14 protein-coding genes are annotated in these 18,317 nt (G+C 68.6%); all 14 read right to left on the bottom strand.

The features are described 5' to 3' along the window. Positions 1-36: 36 nt before the first annotated feature. The gene (locus ACIA12_RS08270) at positions 37-3,684 is read right to left on the bottom strand and encodes a S8 family peptidase (protein WP_396366228.1); all 3,648 of its coding nucleotides are present in this window, start codon (positions 3,682-3,684) and stop codon (positions 37-39) included. A 94-nt stretch (positions 3,685-3,778) separates the two neighbouring features. Next, the gene (locus tag ACIA12_RS08275; RefSeq protein WP_396366229.1) at positions 3,779-4,600 is read right to left on the bottom strand and encodes a 2-oxo acid dehydrogenase subunit E2; all 822 of its coding nucleotides are present in this window, start codon (positions 4,598-4,600) and stop codon (positions 3,779-3,781) included. Beyond that, positions 4,597-5,574 (bottom strand): alpha-ketoacid dehydrogenase subunit beta, encoded by a 978-nt coding sequence (locus ACIA12_RS08280; protein WP_396366230.1) that lies wholly within the window; start codon positions 5,572-5,574, stop codon positions 4,597-4,599. The genes ACIA12_RS08275 and ACIA12_RS08280 overlap by 4 nt, the downstream gene beginning before the upstream one ends. Continuing rightward, on the bottom strand, positions 5,562-6,626 hold the full coding sequence (locus ACIA12_RS08285) for a thiamine pyrophosphate-dependent dehydrogenase E1 component subunit alpha (protein ID WP_396366231.1): 1,065 nt from the start codon (positions 6,624-6,626) through the stop codon (positions 5,562-5,564). The genes ACIA12_RS08280 and ACIA12_RS08285 overlap by 13 nt, the downstream gene beginning before the upstream one ends. Then, positions 6,623-7,999 carry a M24 family metallopeptidase gene (locus ACIA12_RS08290; RefSeq protein ID WP_396366232.1) on the bottom strand — a complete coding sequence of 459 codons (1,377 nt, stop codon included), beginning with the start codon at positions 7,997-7,999 and terminating at the stop codon, positions 6,623-6,625. The genes ACIA12_RS08285 and ACIA12_RS08290 overlap by 4 nt, the downstream gene beginning before the upstream one ends. Before the next feature lies 1 nt (position 8,000). Next, positions 8,001-8,894, bottom strand: a complete 894-nt coding sequence (locus ACIA12_RS08295) for an NAD(P)-dependent oxidoreductase (RefSeq protein ID WP_396366233.1) — start codon at positions 8,892-8,894, stop codon at positions 8,001-8,003. Continuing rightward, the gene (locus tag ACIA12_RS08300) at positions 8,891-9,949 is read right to left on the bottom strand and encodes a zinc-binding dehydrogenase (protein ID WP_396366234.1); all 1,059 of its coding nucleotides are present in this window, start codon (positions 9,947-9,949) and stop codon (positions 8,891-8,893) included. Before ACIA12_RS08300 ends, ACIA12_RS08295 begins: the two co-directional genes overlap by 4 nt. Then, positions 9,946-10,926 carry a zinc-binding dehydrogenase gene (locus ACIA12_RS08305; RefSeq protein ID WP_396366235.1) on the bottom strand — a complete coding sequence of 327 codons (981 nt, stop codon included), beginning with the start codon at positions 10,924-10,926 and terminating at the stop codon, positions 9,946-9,948. Before ACIA12_RS08305 ends, ACIA12_RS08300 begins: the two co-directional genes overlap by 4 nt. Next, a complete protein-coding gene (locus ACIA12_RS08310; protein WP_396366236.1) occupies positions 10,923-12,005 on the bottom strand; it encodes an SDR family oxidoreductase in 1,083 nt (360 codons plus the stop codon). The genes ACIA12_RS08305 and ACIA12_RS08310 overlap by 4 nt, the downstream gene beginning before the upstream one ends. Continuing rightward, positions 11,998-12,447 (bottom strand): VOC family protein, encoded by a 450-nt coding sequence (locus ACIA12_RS08315; protein ID WP_396366237.1) that lies wholly within the window; start codon positions 12,445-12,447, stop codon positions 11,998-12,000. Before ACIA12_RS08315 ends, ACIA12_RS08310 begins: the two co-directional genes overlap by 8 nt. Before the next feature lie 20 nt (positions 12,448-12,467). After that, positions 12,468-13,532: an alcohol dehydrogenase catalytic domain-containing protein gene (locus ACIA12_RS08320; RefSeq protein ID WP_396366238.1), complete on the bottom strand. Its 1,065-nt coding sequence runs from the start codon at positions 13,530-13,532 to the stop codon at positions 12,468-12,470. Further along, positions 13,529-16,114, bottom strand: a complete 2,586-nt coding sequence (locus tag ACIA12_RS08325; RefSeq protein WP_396366239.1) for an ATP-binding cassette domain-containing protein — start codon at positions 16,112-16,114, stop codon at positions 13,529-13,531. The genes ACIA12_RS08320 and ACIA12_RS08325 overlap by 4 nt, the downstream gene beginning before the upstream one ends. Next, positions 16,111-17,214: a substrate-binding domain-containing protein gene (locus ACIA12_RS08330; RefSeq protein ID WP_396366240.1), complete on the bottom strand. Its 1,104-nt coding sequence runs from the start codon at positions 17,212-17,214 to the stop codon at positions 16,111-16,113. The genes ACIA12_RS08325 and ACIA12_RS08330 overlap by 4 nt, the downstream gene beginning before the upstream one ends. Next, positions 17,211-18,206, bottom strand: coding sequence for an ABC transporter permease (locus ACIA12_RS08335; RefSeq protein WP_396366241.1), 996 nt, complete (start codon positions 18,204-18,206; stop codon positions 17,211-17,213). Before ACIA12_RS08335 ends, ACIA12_RS08330 begins: the two co-directional genes overlap by 4 nt. Positions 18,207-18,317 lie beyond the last annotated feature (111 nt).

The following is an 18,317-nucleotide window of genomic DNA, read 5'->3' on the forward strand; positions in this document are numbered from 1 at the left end:
CGGGCGGAGCTGCTACTCCGCCCGGCAGCGGCTTGGTTACTTCAGGCCGAAGGCGCGGGTGATGGTCTGATCGACCACGGCGCCCTTGCCGTCGTCCGCGTGGACGCGCAGGCTGACGAAGCCGTCCCGCGGGCCGTCGAGCCGCGTGGTCCAGCCCGCGCCGGTACTACGAAGCGCAGCCGGGTGCCACGTCTTGCCGTCGTCGTAGGAGATGTCGAGCGAAGGCTGACGCAGTCCCTCGGCCGTCGAGTTGACCGACCACTTCGGCGAGACGGTGAGGTCGTCATGCCGGCCGGCCTTGCCGGTGACATCGGTGTCGATCGCGTAGTCGAGCTGGATCAACGACACCGGCGAGGCATCAGCGGTCGAGGTGGAGTTGAACGTCCACTCGGTCCGCGTGGCCGTCGAGTACGGGCTCGGGTAGGTGCCACGGGTGTTGTCGACGACCATCCGGTAGGGCAGGGACTCGGGCTTGAGGCCGCTCACCGTGAGCTGGTCGCGGTCCGCCTCGGCGACCAGGGTCGACCCCTGGTACAGGCTCAGCTTCTGGGTCAGGTCGAAGTTGCCGAATGCCGTACCGGTGTGATCTCCCCCGCCGTCGCTCCAGCCGGGTGCGACCATCGCGAGCCCGTCACCGAGCCGCACCGGTGACAGTCCCTTGCTCAACCGCGGCCGCTGGATCGGACCGAACCACTGCACATCGGTCCTGCTGCCGGCGGCGTACGTCGTCCAATCCGGCTCAGCCTGCTGGACCTCGCGGATGATCTCCGCCTTCGCCTGGTACGGCGTGCCGGCCATCACGTAGTCGGCGCGCTCGGCGACGAGCGGCATCCCGGTCGTGTTCATCGCCGACTCCCAGTCGACGTTCCAGATGTCGAACCGGTTCTCGATCCCGGTGCCCTGCCGGAAGTTCCGGTACGAGACGTTGAGCCGGGCAAGATCGCCCGTCCGCGCCCGGTACGACGGATCGGCGGGCAGGTGATCCCAGTACTTCGACAAGTCGTACGTGTACTCCAGCGTCGGGTTGGAGTTCACGGTCAGACTCCCCCGCCCCTGCTCCACCTGAGCGATGAGTGCCTCGCCCTCGTCCTGCGTGAGGGTGACGACCGTCAGCGGCACCGGCTGCACCCAGTAGATCGAGTCAGTCCAAGGCGCCGGCCTGCCCACCCCGTCGCCGACTACGACGAGCAGTTTCGCGCCGGCCGCCGCGGCAGCCGCGGCATGGTCCTCCAGCGAGTCGTCGTCCCGGACGACGACCGCCTTGCCACGCTGGTCCTTCGCGTCGGCGAGCACCGCCTCCAACTGCTGCTTTCCCTTCGGCAAAGGCGTATCGCCCCGGCGCACCCGGAGGTCGTCGAACGTCTGCTTCGACGAGCTCATCGTCAGCGCCGGCTGCTGCAACAGCCACCGCGCGCCGGTCGTGAAGGCCCCACTCTTCGCCTTGCCCGTCGGCAGTTCCCAGACGCTGTCGTAGCTGCCGTCCGGCCACCGCGACGATCCCACCGAGAAGACGTCGCGCCCGAAGTCGCGGTAGTTGTTCACCCGTACTTCGCCAAGAGTCGTCGCCTGCGGAGCCGCCACCGTGAGCTGCTTCGCCTTGCGGGCGTCGTACGTCACCGTACGGTCCTTGTCGAGGTGGATGTCGAGCAGAGTCAGTACTGCGAGTCCGCGCGACGACGGCCCATGCGTGCCCTCCACATCGGTGGTCAGCCAGGTCGTGTAGTCGCCAGGCGGCAGGCTGATCGTCGTACCGCCCTCCTCGACGATGAACTGCCCATAGCTCGTGCCACCGATCAGGATGGCGTCGCCGGTCAACGGGCGACCGCTGCGGTCCTTGGCGTCGAGTGTGAGGTTGTACCGCTCGCCTTCACGGCCGATACCGATCATGGTGCTCAGCTGCGTGCCGTCAGCCTTCTTGGCGATCAACTGGCCGGACAGCTGGCGATCGACCGGTGCGGCGTCGACCGTGGCGGTCAGCGTGACCGTGGCGGTCCCATGCGCAGGCACAGTCACTGTCGGGCTCGACAGCGTGAACAGGCCGGCAGGTGCGTCCGCGACCTTGGTGGTGAGGTCCAGCGTGACGGCTGCGTCGCCAGTGTTGGTGTAGGTCACCACGCTCTCGGCAACCTTGCCGGGCTCCACCGGCCAGGCGAAGTGGCCGGAGTAAGCGCTGGACGTCGCGAAGACGGTCGCCTTGCTCGTGGCGGCGATGTCCAGCCGCCCGTTGCCACCCTGGTACGGGTTGTAGGCGGGGGTCGGCTTCGCAGTACTGACGATGGCGCTCTTCAGTTGCTGGCCGGTCCAGTCCGGGTGCTCCGCAGCGAGCAGCGCAACCGCGCCCGCGACGTGCGGCGTCGCCATCGAGGTACCGCTCATGAGCTGGTACGAGCCACTGCCTTCCGGCGCGTACTGCGACCGTGCGGCGAGGATGTCGACGCCCGGCGCGGTGATGTCGGGTTTGAGTCCGCCGTCACCGACGCGCGGACCCCAGCTCGAGAAGTCGGCGAGCTGGTCGGCGCCGTCGACAGCACCGACGGTCAGCGCCGACTCCGCGATGCCCGGCGCGCTGGCCGTGTAGTAGCCCGGGCCGGCGTTGCCTGCAGCAACAGTGAAGAGCGCGCCGGTCTCGGCCGACAACTCGTTCAGCGACTGGCTGATCGGGTCGGTACCGTCGGTCGGCCCGCCGCCGAGGCTCATGCTGACGACCTTGGCGTGCTGGTCGCGCGCGGCCCACTCCATCCCGGCGATGATCCAGGACTCCTGGCCGCTGCCCTCGTTGTCGAGCACCTTGCCGATGTGCAGCTTGGCCCCCGGTGCGACACCGCGCTCGACTCCGCCCGACGCTTCACCGGTACCGGCGATCGTGGACGCGACATGGGTGCCATGGCCGTGCCGGTCGGTGACGTCGAGACCAGGCACGAAGCTGGTCGACGCGGTCACCCGGTCGTCGAGGTCAGGGTGTTGCAGGTCGACGCCGGTGTCGAGTACCGCGACGTCGACGCCCTCGCCGGTGTTGCCGCCTCGCCAGACCTCGGGCGCGCCGATCTGCGCCGTACTGTCGGCCAGGTCGGCCTTCAGCTTGCCGTCCAGCCACACCTTCTTGATGCCGGCCGCGAACGCAGCCCTCGAACCAGCAGTGCCCGAGCCGGCAGTCAATGAGCGCCAGAAGTCGCCGGTGCGGTCGACCGTGAGCGCGGCGCCCTGGATGCTGCTGAGCGTGCTCTGCTTGCGCGCACCGGCCGGTACGGCTTGGGTGCGCGCCTTCGCCGCGGCGTCGGTGTAGGTGACGATCAACGGCAGGCCGTCGTCGTACCCGTCGGCCAGCAGTTTGGTGACGTTGAACAGATCCTGGTCGAGCAACTTCGCCGCCAGGAAGCGCGCGGCGGATCGCGGGTAGACGTAGGTGTCCTTCCCGTCGACCCGCACGTCGTTGTCGACGAGCCGGCCGTCCGGACCGGTGACGAGATAGCTCTTCTTGCCGTCGGCGCCGACGCTGACCTTGACCAGATCCCCAGTGATCAAGGTGACGGACTGTTCAGCGTGGCCGGCCTCGGCGGCGTACGAACCGGAGGGAGCGATGGGTGGTGCAGCAGCGGCGTACCCGCCGGTCACAGCAGCGGCGGCAGCCAACAGCGCCACCGCCAGGACCGAGAGTCTTCGGCCGCGGCCAGGACGTGGAGTCACGAATGCCTCACAGGGGGTCTACGAATGAGTTGCCAGATCGTAGGCCGGGAATTCCGCCCCGATTAACCGATTCAGCTGGCCACAATCAGCCGTGTCACGTTTGCGACACCCCGGAAAGTAACTCCGCGCCGACCGGCCCACTCTCGAGTCGTGTCCTGACCGACGTCAGGTAGCGGGCAGCATCGGCACCGTCGACCAGCCGGTGGTCGTAGGTGAGGGACAGATACGCCATCGAGCGGATCGCGATCACTTCGTCGCCGTTCCCACCGGGGAGGACGACGGGCCGGCGCACGACCGCGCCGAGGCCGAGGATTGCCGACTGGGGCGAGTTGAGGATCGGGGTGTCGAACAGCGCGCCGCGGCTGCCGGTGTTGGTGATCGTGAACGACCCGCCGGCGAAGTCGTCGGCGGTTGCCGAACCGTTCCGGGCCCGGGTGGCGAGCTCGGCGATCCGGCGGGCGAGCCCACCGACGGTGAGGCTGCCGGCGTCCCGGATCACCGGGACGACCAGCCCCTCGTCGGTGTCCACCGCGATACCGAGACCGACCGACAACGGATAGCTGATCGTTCCAGCGGCCAGATCAAGCTCTGCATTGATCACCGGATGCCCGCCGAGAGCCTGCACGGCAGCCTCGGCAACAAACGCCAACACAGACAAGGATGCGCCGTACCGGAGCCGAAACGCATCCTTCGCCGCTTCGCGGATGGCCACCTCCCGGCTGAGATCAACCTCGATGACAGTGGTGAGTTGCGCCGTCTCCTGCAGAGACCGATGCATCCGCTCGGCAATCACCCGGCGCCTCCGCGAAAGCCGCTCGATCCTCGGTTGGACCGGGGCGGCTGAGGTGGTGTTGCGCTCACGGGCCAGGCGGCGGGCGCGGGGGGTGTCGTGGTGCCGGTAGGGAGTGGTGGTCACGTCTGCATCGCCTTTTCGATGGTGGTGACGATCAGGTCCACCGAGGGGATGACGAGGTCTTCGAGGGAGTCCGCAGAGGGTAGGGGGACGTGCGGCGTGGTGATGCGGATGACTGGTCCGTCGAGGTTCCAGAAGCCTTCGTCGCTGACGATCGACGCGATCTCGGCGCCCCAGCCCAGAGCGCGCGGGTTCTCCTCGACGGTGAACAGCCGGCCGGTCCGGCCGACCGATTCCAGGATGGTGCGGGCGTCGAGCGGAATCAGCGACCGTACGTCGATGACCTCGCAACTGATCCCGCGCTCGGCCAACTGCTCGGCCGCGGCGAGTGCCCTCGGCACCATCAGGCCGAGCGCGGCGATGGTCGCGTCGCCACCGGAGCGGCGGATTCTCGCCTCGCCGAGAACGTCCTCGATGATCCCGTCCGGCACCTCACCCTTGCTGGCATACAGGCCCTTGTGCTCGAAGAACAGCACCGGATCGTCGCTGCGGACCGCGGCGGCCATCAGGCCGACGACGTCCTGCGGGCACGACGGCGTGACGACCTTGAGCCCGGGCACCGCCATCGCCCAGTTCTCGATCGACTGCGAGTGCTGCGCGCCGAACCGCAGTGCTCCCCCGTTGCCGCTCTTCACCACCAGCGGGATGGTGACCTGCCCGTTGGTCATGTACCTGGTCTTCGCCATCTGATTTACCACCAGGTCCCAGCAGACCGCGAAGAAGTCGGAGAACATGATCTCCGCGATCGGCCGCAGCCCGGTCATCGCGGCTCCCATCGCCGCGCCGAGGATGGCCTGCTCGGAGATCGGGGTGTCGATCACCCGGCGTGGCCCGAACTGTTCGAGCAGTCCGGCGGTCGTCTTGAAGACCCCGCCGGAGCCGGCCACGTCCTCGCCGACCAGGACCACACGTTCGTCCCGCCGCATCTCCTGGGCGATGCCGCGAGCAACCGCCTCGCGATAGGTCAGTTGCGCCACGAGTGTCCTCCGTCTGCCCATACGTCGGTGTACGCCGCTGCCGGATCCGGCACCGGTCCGTTCTTGGCCGCCTCGGTCGCCGCATTGACGGCCTCGGCGACCTGTCGCTCGATCTCGTCCAGCTCCGCGGCAGCGAAGCCGAGCCGCTCGAGCCGGCCGCGGTACAGCGGCAGCGGGTCGTGCGCGAGCCACGCCTCGAGCTCTCCCGATGGTTTGTACTTGCCGGGATCAGCTCGTGAATGGCCGCCGTGCCGATAGGTCAGCGCCTCGATCAGCACCGGCCCCTGGCCGGATCGTGCGTGGACCAGGGCATCCCGAGCAGCCAGATGACAGGCATCGGCATCGTTGCCGTCGACAACGATCGCCTCGAGGCCGTAGGCGCTCGCCCGGTCCGCCGCCGGACGCCGTACGGCGGTGATGTCGGCGATCGCGGTGTACTCCATGTACTGGTTGTTCTCGCAGACGAAAACCACCGGCAGGCTGAAGACCGCCGCGTAGTTCAGCGCCTCGTGGAAGGCGCCGATGTTGGTGGTGCCGTCACCGAAGAAACAGACCGCGACCTGACCGCTGTCGCGGTACTGCGCGGACCATGCGGCGCCGTTCGCGATCGTCAGATGCGCGCCGATGATCGCGTACGAACCCATCACCCCGTGCTCCACGCTGGTGAGGTGCATGGACCCGCCCTTGCCGCCGAGCAACCCGTTCGAGCGCCCGAGGAGCTCGGCGAGGATGCCCTCCATCGGGACACCCCGGGCCAGCGTGTGCGCGTGGCCTCGGTACGTCGCGAAGGTGTAGTCGTCCGAGCGCATCGCCGCACCGAACCCCGCCGCCACCGCCTCCATCCCCAGCGACAGGTGGGTGGTGCCCTTGACCAGGCTCTGCATGAACAGGTCGTAGGCACGCTTCTCGAACTGGCGCATCTCTTGCAGCCGTCGATACATCAGCAGCCGGGTGTCCCGGTCGATGTCGGCATCGTCGTACCCGGTCTGGCTCCGCGGCGGCAGCACGATCTCGTGCTCACCGTACGCATGGCGCTCGAGTGGCAGCGTCATACCAGTTCTCCGTTGAAGACGGCCGTGTTGAGGTGCGACTGCGACTCACGCCGGGTCGGCAGCTGCCCGCCGGTCGTGTAGTAACGCTTGCCGGCCACGAGCAGATCCTCGGCGGGGAACTTCGTGATCACCTCGCAGCCGTCGGCGGTGACGACCAGCTCCTCCTCGATCCGGGCCGCGGACCAGCCGTCCTTCGCCGGCCAGTAAGTCTCGAGGGCGAAGACCATGCCCTCCTCGAGGACCTCCGGATGGTCGAGCGAGACCAGCCGGCTGAAGATCGGCTTCTCCCAGATCGACAACCCGACCCCATGACCGTACTGAAGGGCGAACGCCGCTTCCTCGTCGGCGAAGCCGAACTCCTGCGCGGTCGGCCATACCGAGACGATGTCAGCGGTGGTCGACCCAGGCTTCACCAGCGAGATCGCCTGATCCATGTACTCCCGGCAGATCTTGTACGCGTCGTGCTGAGCCGCGGAGGCGCTGCCGACGGCGAAGGTGCGGTAGTAGCAGGTCCGGTACCCCAGATAGCTGTGCAGGATGTCGAAGAAGGCCGGGTCGCCCGGGCGGATGATCCGGTCGGAGTACACGTGCGGGTGGGGGGCACACCGCTCCCCGCTGATCGCGTTCACGCCCTCGACGAACTCCGAACCCATGTCGTAGAGCGCCTTGCTGACCAGCCCGACCGTCTCGTTCTCGCGGACTCCCGGCCGCAGGAACTCATAGAGCTGGTCGTAGGCGGCGTCGACCATCGAGGCCGCCTGAGTGAGCAGTCCGATCTCGTCCGGAGTCTTGATCCTCCTGGCCTCCAGGAAGACCTGCTGGCCGTCGACCACCTGGATGCCGGTCTGCTGGAGGGCGGCAAGGATCGGCAGCTCGATCACATCGACACCGAGCGGTTCACCGAGCAACCCGTGCAGTTCCAGCTCGGTCTTGATCTTCCGCGCGACCTCTTCGGCGATACCCGCACCTGGGTGGAAGGCGCCGCGCAGGGTCGAGATCCCGGCCCTGGCACCTCCTTGCGGCCTGGTCGCGCCGTGGTGCGGCCCGTGGACGGCGTCGGCCGACTCGGGCCCGGCGTGGTCGAGCCAGGGGTTGTAGAGCTGGTGATGGCGGGCCGCCGATCCGAAGTCCCAGATGATCGGCTCGGCGCCCCGGACCAGGAGGGCGAAGCGGATCAGCTTGTCGTTCGCCCAGGTACCGATGTGAGTGGCGGTCATGTAGCGGATGTTCGGGAAGTCGAACGCCAGGATCGCGCCGAGCGACGAGCGTTCCAGCTCGGCCCGGAGCTTGGCCAGCCGCTCGACGCGCAGCCGATCCAGGTCCAGCCGCTGCTCCCAGTCGACGGCGTTCGTTCCATAGGTGTGGATACCCACGTCAATACCTTTCTGTAAGGCCGGGCGGATCGGCCCTGGCCGCGAACCAGGCCGTCATCGCGGCCATGTCCCGGTCGCCGAGTCCGTCGTCCAGCGCATGTCGGTGAAGTTCCAGAGCCCGCCGTACGACGGAGTCGCGCAGTCCGGCGTCATCAGCGGCGCCGGCCGCGAGCCCGAGGTCCTTGGTGGCGGTGTGCAGATCGAAGGCGACCGCCGTCCCCTCGGGGTCGGTGAAGGCGGGCCGCTTGTAGTCGAGGAAGCGGTTCCACAGGACCCCGACCGAGAGGACGTCGAAGAGGGCGGTGGTCGAGACACCGGCCGCGCGAGCAGTCACCAGGCACTCGGCCAGGGCGGTGCTGAAGGTGTGCAGCAGTGCGTTGCTCGAGACCTTGGCGGCAGCGCCGGCACCGGTCGGACCGACGTGCACCACCGTGCCGAGGGCGTCGAGCACCGGGCGGATCCGCTCGATCGTGGCGACGTCTCCGCCTGCCATCAGGCCCAGTTTGCCTTGGCGGGCGACAACGGTGCTGCCGCTCACCGGGCAGTCGACGAACCCGACGCCCGCGGCAGCACACCGGTCCGCGGCCTCTCGAGCCGCCTGCGCCCCGGTGGTCGAGCAGTCCACCACGACCAGTCCCTTCCGGGCGCCGGGGAGGATGTCGTCGAGCGTGCGGAGTACCGCGTTGCCGTCGGTGAGCATGGTGATCACGACGTCCGCATTCCTGGCTGCCAGCCCGGGGGTGCCGGCCACCTCGGCGCCGGTGTGCTCGGCGACTGCCAGGGCGCGCGCCAGGGTCCGGTTCCAGACGGTCACCGTGAATCCCTGCCGCGTCAGAGCGGACACCATCTCGGTGCCCATCCGGCCGATGCCACAGAAGCCGACCCGAAGTGTCATGAGGACTCCTGGGGATCCACGAGGAACTTGCCGCGGGCGGTACCGGCTGCCATCGCGGCAAAGGCGTCCTCGACCACTCGGTCGAGTGGTACGACGCGCTCGACGAGCAGCGACGCCAGGTCGCGCTCAGCCAGCAGTGCCAGCGCGGCCGGCAGGTTCCGATCGCACGCGTGGGCCACGGTGGTCATCACGTCAATCTCGCGGAGAATGAGATCGGAGGCAGTGAACGACACCTCGCCCTTGGGCAGGCCGACCAGCAGAACGGTGCCGCCGCGCCGGGTGAGCCGCTGCGCCCGGGCCAGTCCGTCCGGTACGCCGCTCGCCTCGATCGTGACGTCGGCCAGTGCGCGGCCGGTCAGCTCACTCACCAGGTCGAGCGGATCTGTCGCGGAGGCGTCGACCGTCACGTCGGCGCCCAGCTTCGCAGCCGTCTCGAGCCTGCCGTGATCGATGTCCACGGCAACGATCAGCCTGGCGCCCGCGGCCTTGAGGCCGGCGATCACGAAGGACCCGATCGCGCCGGCGCCGTGCACGACCACGACGTCGCCCGGCCGCACCCTACTGCGCTCGACAGCATGCAGGCCGACCGCCAGCGGCTGCGCGAGCGCGGCGTTGTCATCGGCGACCTGCGGCGCGATCGCGTGCAGCATTCCTTCCGGCACCGTGACGTGCTGGGTGAGCCCGCCGTCCGCGGACAGTCCGTACGTCCAATAGGACTGGCACAGGTTGGTCTGGCCACGCCGGCACCAAGGACAGTTCCCGCACCAGACCCCGGCTCCGGCCGCGACCCGGTCGCCCGCGACGAAGCGCTGACCTGTCGTCTCCACGACACCGACGAACTCGTGCCCGAGCACCACCGGCCCGAGCACACCAGAGTTGGGATGCCGGGTCTTCAACGGAGTCATCATCGGTCCGGCCGTGTACTCGCTGACATCGGTACCGCACAGGCCGACCCGGGTGACCCGGAGCCGCACCTCACCGCAACGGGGAGCGGGCGGTTCGGGTCGCTCCTCGATCCGGAGGTCTCCGGCGGCATGCAACACGACGGCTCTCATGCGGCGGCCCCGTTCTCGATGTGCACCTTGACGTTCTCGCCGGTACGACGGGCGGCGGCGTACGCGTCGACCGCCCGGTCCAGCGGGTACCTGCTGCTGATCATCGGGGTCAGGTCGAGCCCGGTCCGGGCCAGGAACCGCAGGGTCTCCGGCCAGACGCCGGGCGACCCGATGGTGCCCCGGATCTGAAGCTGCTTGGACTGGATCAAGCCCAGCTTGGCGGTGGCGCTGCGCCCGACGTCGATGCCGATGTTGACCAGGCGTCCGTTGAACCCGGCCACTTCCAGGGTCGCCGCCATCGCGGCCGGCTGACCCGATGCCTCCATGACGACGTCGGCGCCTCGTCCTGCGGTCAGCTCGAGCACCTCGTCGGCGAAGTGGTCCGTGGTCGGGTCGAGCACGTCCTCGGCGCCGAGCTGACGAGCCAGGTCACCTCGGATCTTGTCGGGCTCGGCCGCGACGACCCGGGCGCCCATCGTCGCTGCGACCGCAACGCAGCTCAGCCCGATGGGACCCGCGCCGAAGACGATGACCGTGTCGCTCGCGTTCATGCTGCCTGCACGCGACGCGGCGAAGTACGCGCAGCTAAAGGGCTCCACCAGTGCCGCCTGGCTGTCGGTGAGTTCGTCCGGCACCTTGTGCAACCAGTCGGGACGGGCGACGAAGTACTCGGCGGCCGCACCGGAGATCGAGAAGCCGAAGTGCTCCGTACCGATGACGCACTCCCCCAGCACGCGGTCGCCGGGCTTGAAGCCGGTCACCTCGCGGCCGACCTCGGCGATCTGCCCGGACCACTCGTGGCCGGGGATGATCGGGTAGCCGAACGGGATGATGTAGCGCCCCTCGAGCAGTTCGAAGTCGGAGTGGCAGATCCCGACCGACCGAAGCGAGATCAGCACCTCGCCGGGGCCGATGCGCGGTACGTCGATGTCGGTGAGCACCAGCTTGCCGACGTCCTGGAACTGGACCGCCTTCATGTCTCGTTCACCCCCGCGGGAATGACCCGCTGAGCCCGCAGGTGGTCGAAGAGATCGAGGAAGGACCGGCTGCTGTCCTGGGACCGGCTGAATCCGGCGTCCCGGCTCTTGGTCATCGCGGCGTGCGTCTCGACGGTCCGGCCGAGATCGCTGTCGGTGTGCCACCAGGACACCAGCCGGTCGATGTCGGGCTCGATGAGCGCCTCTCGATCGGCGATCCGCCGCCAGACGGCCGCGGCGTCCCCCATCCGGTGCTCCAGTGGAGTCGGCTGTCCCGGGTACGGCGCCGGCTCGACACCGAGGCCGGCCGCCACCACCTCCCACATCTGCCTCCAGTGGAAGGTGTCGCCGTTGGTGACGTTGAAGGCCTCGTTGGCCGCCGCCGGGGTGGTCGCTGCCCACGCGAGATGCTCGGCCAACAGCCGGGCGTCGGTGATGTCAGTCGTACCGTCGTACTGCTCGGGTGAGCCGGGGAAGACGAACGGGCTGCCGGTCTCGCGGGCGAGCGTGCCGTAGACGGCCAGCGTCACGCCCATGTTCATGGCGTTGCCGAGCGTGTAGCCGATCACCGTGTGCGGCCGGTGCACGCTCCAGGTGAAGCCGAACCGCTCCGCGGCTTCCCAGAGGATGTCCTCCTGGGTGTAGTAGAAGTTCTCGTGCGCGAGCCGCGGCTGGCTCTCATGGAACGGCGGCTGGGCAGGGTTCTGCGCATAGGCCTCGAACGGGCCGAGGTAGTGCTTGAGCCCGGTCACCAGGCAGACGTGCTCAAGGGTGCCGGTCCGGCCGGTGGTCTCGAGGACGTTGCGCAGCATCGCCCCGTTCACCTCGATGTTGCGGGCCTCGGTCTCCTGCCGCGACCACGTGCAGTAGAAGACGTGAGTGGCCCCAACCTCCTGGGCGACCGCGGCGATCGACACCGGATCGGAGATGTCGGCGCTGACGTTGCGCACCCCGTCGGTGTCCATGCCCTGCTTGCGGGACACCCCCGTGACCTGCCAGCCGGTCCTGGCCAGATGGTCGGCGGTGTTGCGCCCGGTGAGACCGGTGGCACCGACGACCAGCGCTCTGCGCTCACTCATCGGCGTTGCTCTGGAAGAGTTCGAGGGTCACGCCGTTGGGGTCCTTGAAGTAGACGAACCAGCAGCCTTCGAGCGGACCGTCCTCGATGTGCAGCGGCGGCGCCAGGAACTCGGCGCCCTTGGCCCGCAGATCTTCGTACGACTGATGGATGTCGGGAACGTCGATACAAACGTGCATGCTGCCGACGTCGGCGCTGCTGCGGTCGGTGGCGTCTTCGCGGTCGTTGTCGTAGTGCAGCAGCTCGACCACGCAGCTGCCGAACCGGAGGAACGCGAACCGCAGCTTGGCGTCCGGTACGCCGACTGCCGCGGACAACTCCGGACCGGAGCCCTCGGCAACGAACTCGGGCCGGAGCCCGAACATCCGCTCGTACCAGGCCAGTGAGGCCTCGAGATCGCGGACCGTGATGCCGACGTGGTGCATGTCGCCGAACGAACTCATCGGAAATCTCCTTCGAAGGATCAGGAAGTGGGACTGACCAGGACCTTGAGCTGGTCGCCCTGCGGGTCGATCAACGGGTCGAAACCCCTGGCCACGACGTCGTCCAGCCCGATCCGGGCGGTGACCACGCGGCCGACGGGATAGCTGCCGGAGGCAACCATGCGGATGATCCGGGGCCAGTCGGTCAGCCCCCAGCACCAGCTGCCGTACAGGGTGAGGTCCTTCGCCGACAGCGCCATCGCGTCGAACGTGGCCGGTTTGGTGTGCAACCCGGTCTGCACGATCGCCGCGCGCTTGCGGGTCTGCTCCACACAGGACGTCAGGCCGGGAGTACTGCCGGAGCACTCGATGGCGAGGTCGACGCCGTCGCCGTCGGTGAGCCGGCCGACCACCTCGTCGAGCTCGCCGGTGGCCGGATCCACCACCGGGCCGATGTCGAGCGCGGCCGCCAGCGCGGAGCGGTTCTTGTTCGGCTCGGAGATGATCACCGTCGATGCTCCGGCCGCGGCGGCGTACAGGGCGGACAGGATGCCGATCGGGCCGGCGCCGGTGACCAGGACGATGTCGCCGCCGGTGACTCCGGCGCGCTCCACTCCGTAGGCCGCGACCGCTGCCGGTTCGATGATCGCGCCGTCGAGGTCGGACACCTCGTCGGGGAGCTTGGCGACCTGGTACTCCTTCACCAGCGCGAATTCGGCCAGTCCCCCGGTCTCGGCGCTGAGGCCGGTACAGGCGAACTGCACGCACAGATGTCCCTGGCCGCGACGGCAGTAACGGCATCGTCCGCACACGATGGCCGGCATGATCGCGACGCGGTCTCCGACGCCGACGTCACGAACGGCGGCGCCGACCGCGACCACCCGGGCGGAGAACTCGTGCCCGAGGATCTGCGGCAGGGTCACGCCGGTGAGCGGATGCGGAGTCGTCGGGGTGACGATCGGCCCGACGGCGTACTCGTGCAGATCCGTCCCGCAGATACCGCAGTACAAGACCTCGACCAGTACGTCGTCGGCCTCCCTCACCTGGGGCTCGGCGACTTCCTCCACCCGGATGTCGTGTTTCCCGTGGTAACGCGCTGCTTTCACAGTGAGCTCCTTTCGTTGCCGCCTCGCACCTGGCTATAGACGACGGCCGCAATCACGATGAGACCGCCCTGGAAGAGGTACTGCCAGGTCTGGGTGAGGCCGAGGAACGTGGTCGCGTTGAGAAGCTGCACGATGAGGCCGGCGCCCAGCAGGGTGCCGACGAAGGTGCCGCGACCGCCGAGCAGGCTGGTCCCACCGAGTACCACGGCGGTGATGCTGGTGAGGGTGTATCCGATGCCTTGGGCGGGGTCGCCGATGCCTAGCTGGGCAAGCAGGACAAGAGCGCCCAGGAAGGTGAACAGCGACACGACGACGTACCCGGTGACAACCGTCCGGGTGGTCGGGATGCCGAGCCGCCTGGCCGATTCCTCGTCCGAGCCCACCGCCCGGATGTTCAGGCCCCAGCGGCCGGTACGGAGGACGAACTCCATCGCGAAGGTGATCAGGACCAGGGCGACGAAGGCCACCGGGACCGGACCGAGTTGCGTCGTGATGAGGTCGGTCGCCGTTCGGCTGATCAGACCTCCGGGCTTGTTCCGCAAGAGGAAGCTGAAACCCTGCAAGGCGATGTAGGTCGCCAGGGTGGCCGCCACCGGGGTGAACTTGCCGAATCTGATCAGCGAACCGTTGACCAGCCCCGCGACGCCTGCCAGCGCGGCCATCAGGGCCAGCCCGAGGATCACCGCCGTACCGGAGTGTCCTTCGCTGAGGAAGAAGGACCCGACCACGACCAGGAAGCCCGCCAGTGGTCCGACGGACAGGTCGATTCCCGCCGTCATCAGGGCCACCGTCTGACCGAGGGCGATGAAGCCGAGGGCGCTCACCAGCAGCATCACCGAGGTGACGTTGAAGGGCAGCAGGTAGCGCTCGTTGCGGGAGTAGATGTAGGCACCGAGGCAGAACATCACGGCGGCCAGGATCAGGACGGGCGCATAGTCGCCCTCCAGCTTGCGGCGCCACCGCGGAGCGAGCCTGCGACCAACGGCTGGTTCGGCCTCCGTCCTGGTATGCGTGGTCGACTCCACGGCGGCCCGGACCATCCGCTCCTCGGTGACCTCGGGACCGGTCAGAGACGCCACCAGATGACCGCGGGACAACACGATGACCCGGTCGCAGAGTCCCTCCAGTTCCTTGGCGTCGGAGGATGCGACGATGACCGGTACCCCGCTGGCGGAGACCTCGCGCAGGATGCGGTAGATCTCGGCACGAGCGCCGACGTCGACCCCCTGGGTGGGTTCGTCGGCCAGCAGGATCGCCGGCTTGGACAGCAGCGACCGGGCCAGCACGACCTTCTGCTGGTTGCCCCCGGACAGGCTGGTGACCGGAGCCTCGAGGCTGGCCGTCTTCACCGCAAGCCCGGCCACCTCGGCGCCGACCAGCTCGACCTCGCGCCGGCGGCTGACGAATCGGGACGGGCCGAGCCGGTCGAGTGAACTGAGCGCGGCGTTCTCCCGGACCGACAGCGACATCATCAGACCTTCGTGGTGCCGATCGGCCGGCAGGTACGCCGAAGAGCGCAGCAGCCGGCGGTGATTGACCCGCACGCCGTCGATGACGACGGCACCGCTGTGACCGTCAAGACCCGCGAGGGCACGGAGCAGCTCGCTCTGGCCGTTGCCCACCACCCCGGCGACGCCGATGATCTCGCCGCGCCGCGCGGTGAACGAAACCTCGGAGAACCGGCCGCCCGACAGGCCCTCGACCGACAGGACAGGCTGCTCGTCCTCGGCGCCCAACTGCTTGGCGGGAAAGGTGTACTCCAGCTGCCTGCCGACGATCATCGCCAGCAACTCGTCGTCGGTGACCTCGCTGACCACGGCGGTCCCGCGGTGGTGCCCGTCCCGCAGCACGGTGACCCGATGGGCCAGTTCGCGGACCTCGGCGAGCCGATGCGTGATGTAGACGACGGCGGTTCCCTCGGCGACCGCCGAGCGGACCAGGTCGAACAACAGTCCGACGGACTCCTTGCCCAGCGGGGCTGTCGGTTCGTCGAGGATGAGCAAACGAGGCTTCATGGCCATCGCCTTGGCCAGCTCGAGCAGATGCTTCTGCGCGATGCTGAGGTGACCGACCCGGTCGTCCAGGTGTGCGGTGCACCCGACACGTTCCAGCACCGCCCGCATCGCGGCGCGCCGGTCGGGTGCACCGTCGAGCAGCCGCGCCGGCACCGCGACCGCGAGGTTCTCCGCGACGGTCAGGTCGGGAAGTACCGCGGGGTGCTGGTGCACGATGGCGATTCCCAGCTCGATCGCCCGACCGGGTGTCAGTTCGACGACTGTCTCGCCGAGGACCGCGATGCCGCCACGATCGGGGGTGATGGTGCCGGCCGCCACTCCCATCAGAGTGGACTTGCCGGCACCGTTCTCGCCGAGCAGCGCGTGGACCTCGCCGGGCAGGACCTCGAGCGACACGTCGGTCAGCGCGGCGACCGCGGCGTACGACTTGCAGATGCCGTGCAGCGCCAGCGTGGGCGGTGTCGCTGGTCGCGGCCGCCCAGTGCCGGCTGGCTGGGTGGCTCTCGTCTCCTGCGTCTGGTTGATCACCACAGCGTCCTCCGGATCGGGAGTCGGATCAGGTCTCACTTGAGGAGCTTCGCCTGGTCTTCACCGGACATCTCCGCGGACAGGTAGACGTCGTCGGGCAGGTTGGGCTTGCACTGCACCGGCTTGTCCTTGGAGGTGGAGTCCTCGAAGACCACCGACGGGAAGGTCGCCGACGCGGGAATCTCACCACCGGTGGCCCGCGCGACCGCGTGCTGGACGGCCAGCCGCGAATGGTCGTTCTGGGTCGAGACCGTGAACAGCTTGAAGTCGGGGTTCTTGGCCTTGTGGTCCTGCCAGAAGCAGGACAAGACGTTGCCGTCGGACGCGGCGATGGCAGGGATCGAGCGTCCACTCTGCTCGAACACCGGCAGCGCGCCCACCAGGGACGGGCCGAAGTCGGAGACGATGACGTCGATGTCCGGGTTCTGCGAGATCGCCGCGGTCAGCACCTTCTGGGTCTGAGCCGGATCCCAGTTGGTCACCTCGAACGGCTGCTCGCCGATGAACTTGTACTTGCCGCCGGCATCGAGCACCGTGTGCAGGCCCTCGGCCTCCTTGCGGCCCTGGCTGTTTCCGGGCGGGCCGCTGAGGAACAGCACGTTGCCACCGGCCGGCAGGATCTTCTTGATCCACTCGCCCCAGTTCTTGCCGGCGTCCGCGAAGTCGGTGTCGACGAACACGTCGTAGTCCTGGCCCGCCTTGCCGCCCGGATCGACCCGGTAGGGCACGGTCACCACGCCGGCCTTGTAGGCACTGCGGATGGCCGGCAGGACCGCTTCTCCCGCGTCCGGGAAGACGACGAGGGCATTCACGCCCTTGGCAACCATCCCCTGGATGTCGGCGATGGCCTTCTGCGTGTCACCCTGCCCGTCGGCGTACTCGAACTTCGTGATGCTCGGGCATTTGGCGGCCTCCGCCTTGGCGGCAGCGGTGGTGACGAGTCGCCAGCTGTTGCCACCGAAACCGTCGGTCAGGCCGAGAACGGCCTTCTTGCCCCCACACCAGGAGGGGACATCGCCGGCGTTGGCCGCGTTGTCGGAGGTCTGTGCTGCGGAACCGGAGCCGCCGCAGCCCGCTAGGGCGACTGCACCGGCACCGAGCAGCGCGACGAAGCGCGCGCGGCGAGTGGATCGGATCATGACGAGGTTCCCTTCCTGGGACTTGCCGTGCTGAGGGCTGGCTGAGGGGCCGACGTGAACCGGCGGCGTACGGCCGCCCAGTCGACGCTGTAGAGGGCGACACCCACCGTGAGGGCGGCCGCCTCGACCAGAGTTCGGATGGCGAACGAGACCCCGAGCGCGAGCACGAACTGCTCGAGCTGGGAGAGGAAGAGCGCTGCGACGGCCGTGGCGGCCAGATAGCCGCGACCACCGAGGAGCGACGTACCGCCGAGCACCACCGCGGCGACCGACGGCAGGAGGTACGAGTCGCCCTGGAACGCCGTCGGCTGGGCGATGATCCCGGCCAGCAGGACGCCTGCGAGCCAGTAGAGGATCTGCGCCCACACGTAGGCACCGGCCCGGTACCAGGTGACCGGAAGTCCGGTCGCGGCCGCAGCGACCGGGTTCGCGCCGATCGCCTCGAAGCGACGGCCTCCGACCGTGGTCTTCATGACCACTGCCGCGACTGCCACCACGAGGAGGGCGAAGTAGACGGAGTTCGGGATCCCGAAGGTCACACCGCCGCCGACCTTGCGCAACAAGGCGGTCGTACGCCGGGGCGATCCACCCGAGATGCCGAGCACTGCGGCGTACATCAAGGCGTTGACGCCGAGGGTTGCCACGATCGGATTGAGCCGGCGCCGGCCGACCAGCACCCCGTTGGCGATGCCGAACCCGATGGCGACGACCAGTCCGAAGAGCAGGGCGCCGGGCAGTTTGCCGTCGTCCCCGGCCGGCCGATGGGTGGTGATGACGACGGCCAGTGAGACCGCGCCGGGGACGGACAGGTCGATGCCGCCCTGCTGCACCACCAGCGTCTGCCCGATCCCGACGATGGCCAGCACCGCCGCGAACGGCAGCATCCCGAGCAGAGCGCTGTGATCCACGCTCGTGGGGGCCAGGACGGCGCTGGCCACGGCGAGCAGGACCAGCGCCGCGCTGACAGTCAGCAGTCCCCGGGAGACGCGCATGCTTCCACCTCACAGTCATCAGCCGGATGTTTGGCAGGACTGTACATATCGCCCTTGGTGTTCACAAGACCTCGCCTATAGCTCACCGAAAGCGCCCGAATTGCTAACCAT

It is taken from the genome of Kribbella sp. NPDC051620, assembly GCF_044453825.1.
Taxonomy (GTDB): domain Bacteria; phylum Actinomycetota; class Actinomycetes; order Propionibacteriales; family Kribbellaceae; genus Kribbella.

Coding starts and splice junctions, on each gene's coding strand:
- ACIA12_RS08310 (WP_396366236.1), bottom strand. CDS start 12,005: ATGAGTGAGCGCAGAGCGCTGGTCGTCGGTGCCACCGGTCTCACCGGG.
- ACIA12_RS08295 (WP_396366233.1), bottom strand. CDS start 8,894: ATGACACTTCGGGTCGGCTTCTGTGGCATCGGCCGGATGGGCACCGAG.
- ACIA12_RS08305 (WP_396366235.1), bottom strand. CDS start 10,926: ATGAAGGCGGTCCAGTTCCAGGACGTCGGCAAGCTGGTGCTCACCGAC.
- ACIA12_RS08285 (WP_396366231.1), bottom strand. CDS start 6,626: ATGACGCTGCCACTCGAGCGCCATGCGTACGGTGAGCACGAGATCGTG.
- ACIA12_RS08315 (WP_396366237.1), bottom strand. CDS start 12,447: ATGAGTTCGTTCGGCGACATGCACCACGTCGGCATCACGGTCCGCGAT.
- ACIA12_RS08330 (WP_396366240.1), bottom strand. CDS start 17,214: ATGATCCGATCCACTCGCCGCGCGCGCTTCGTCGCGCTGCTCGGTGCC.
- ACIA12_RS08300 (WP_396366234.1), bottom strand. CDS start 9,949: ATGAGAGCCGTCGTGTTGCATGCCGCCGGAGACCTCCGGATCGAGGAG.
- ACIA12_RS08335 (WP_396366241.1), bottom strand. CDS start 18,206: ATGCGCGTCTCCCGGGGACTGCTGACTGTCAGCGCGGCGCTGGTCCTG.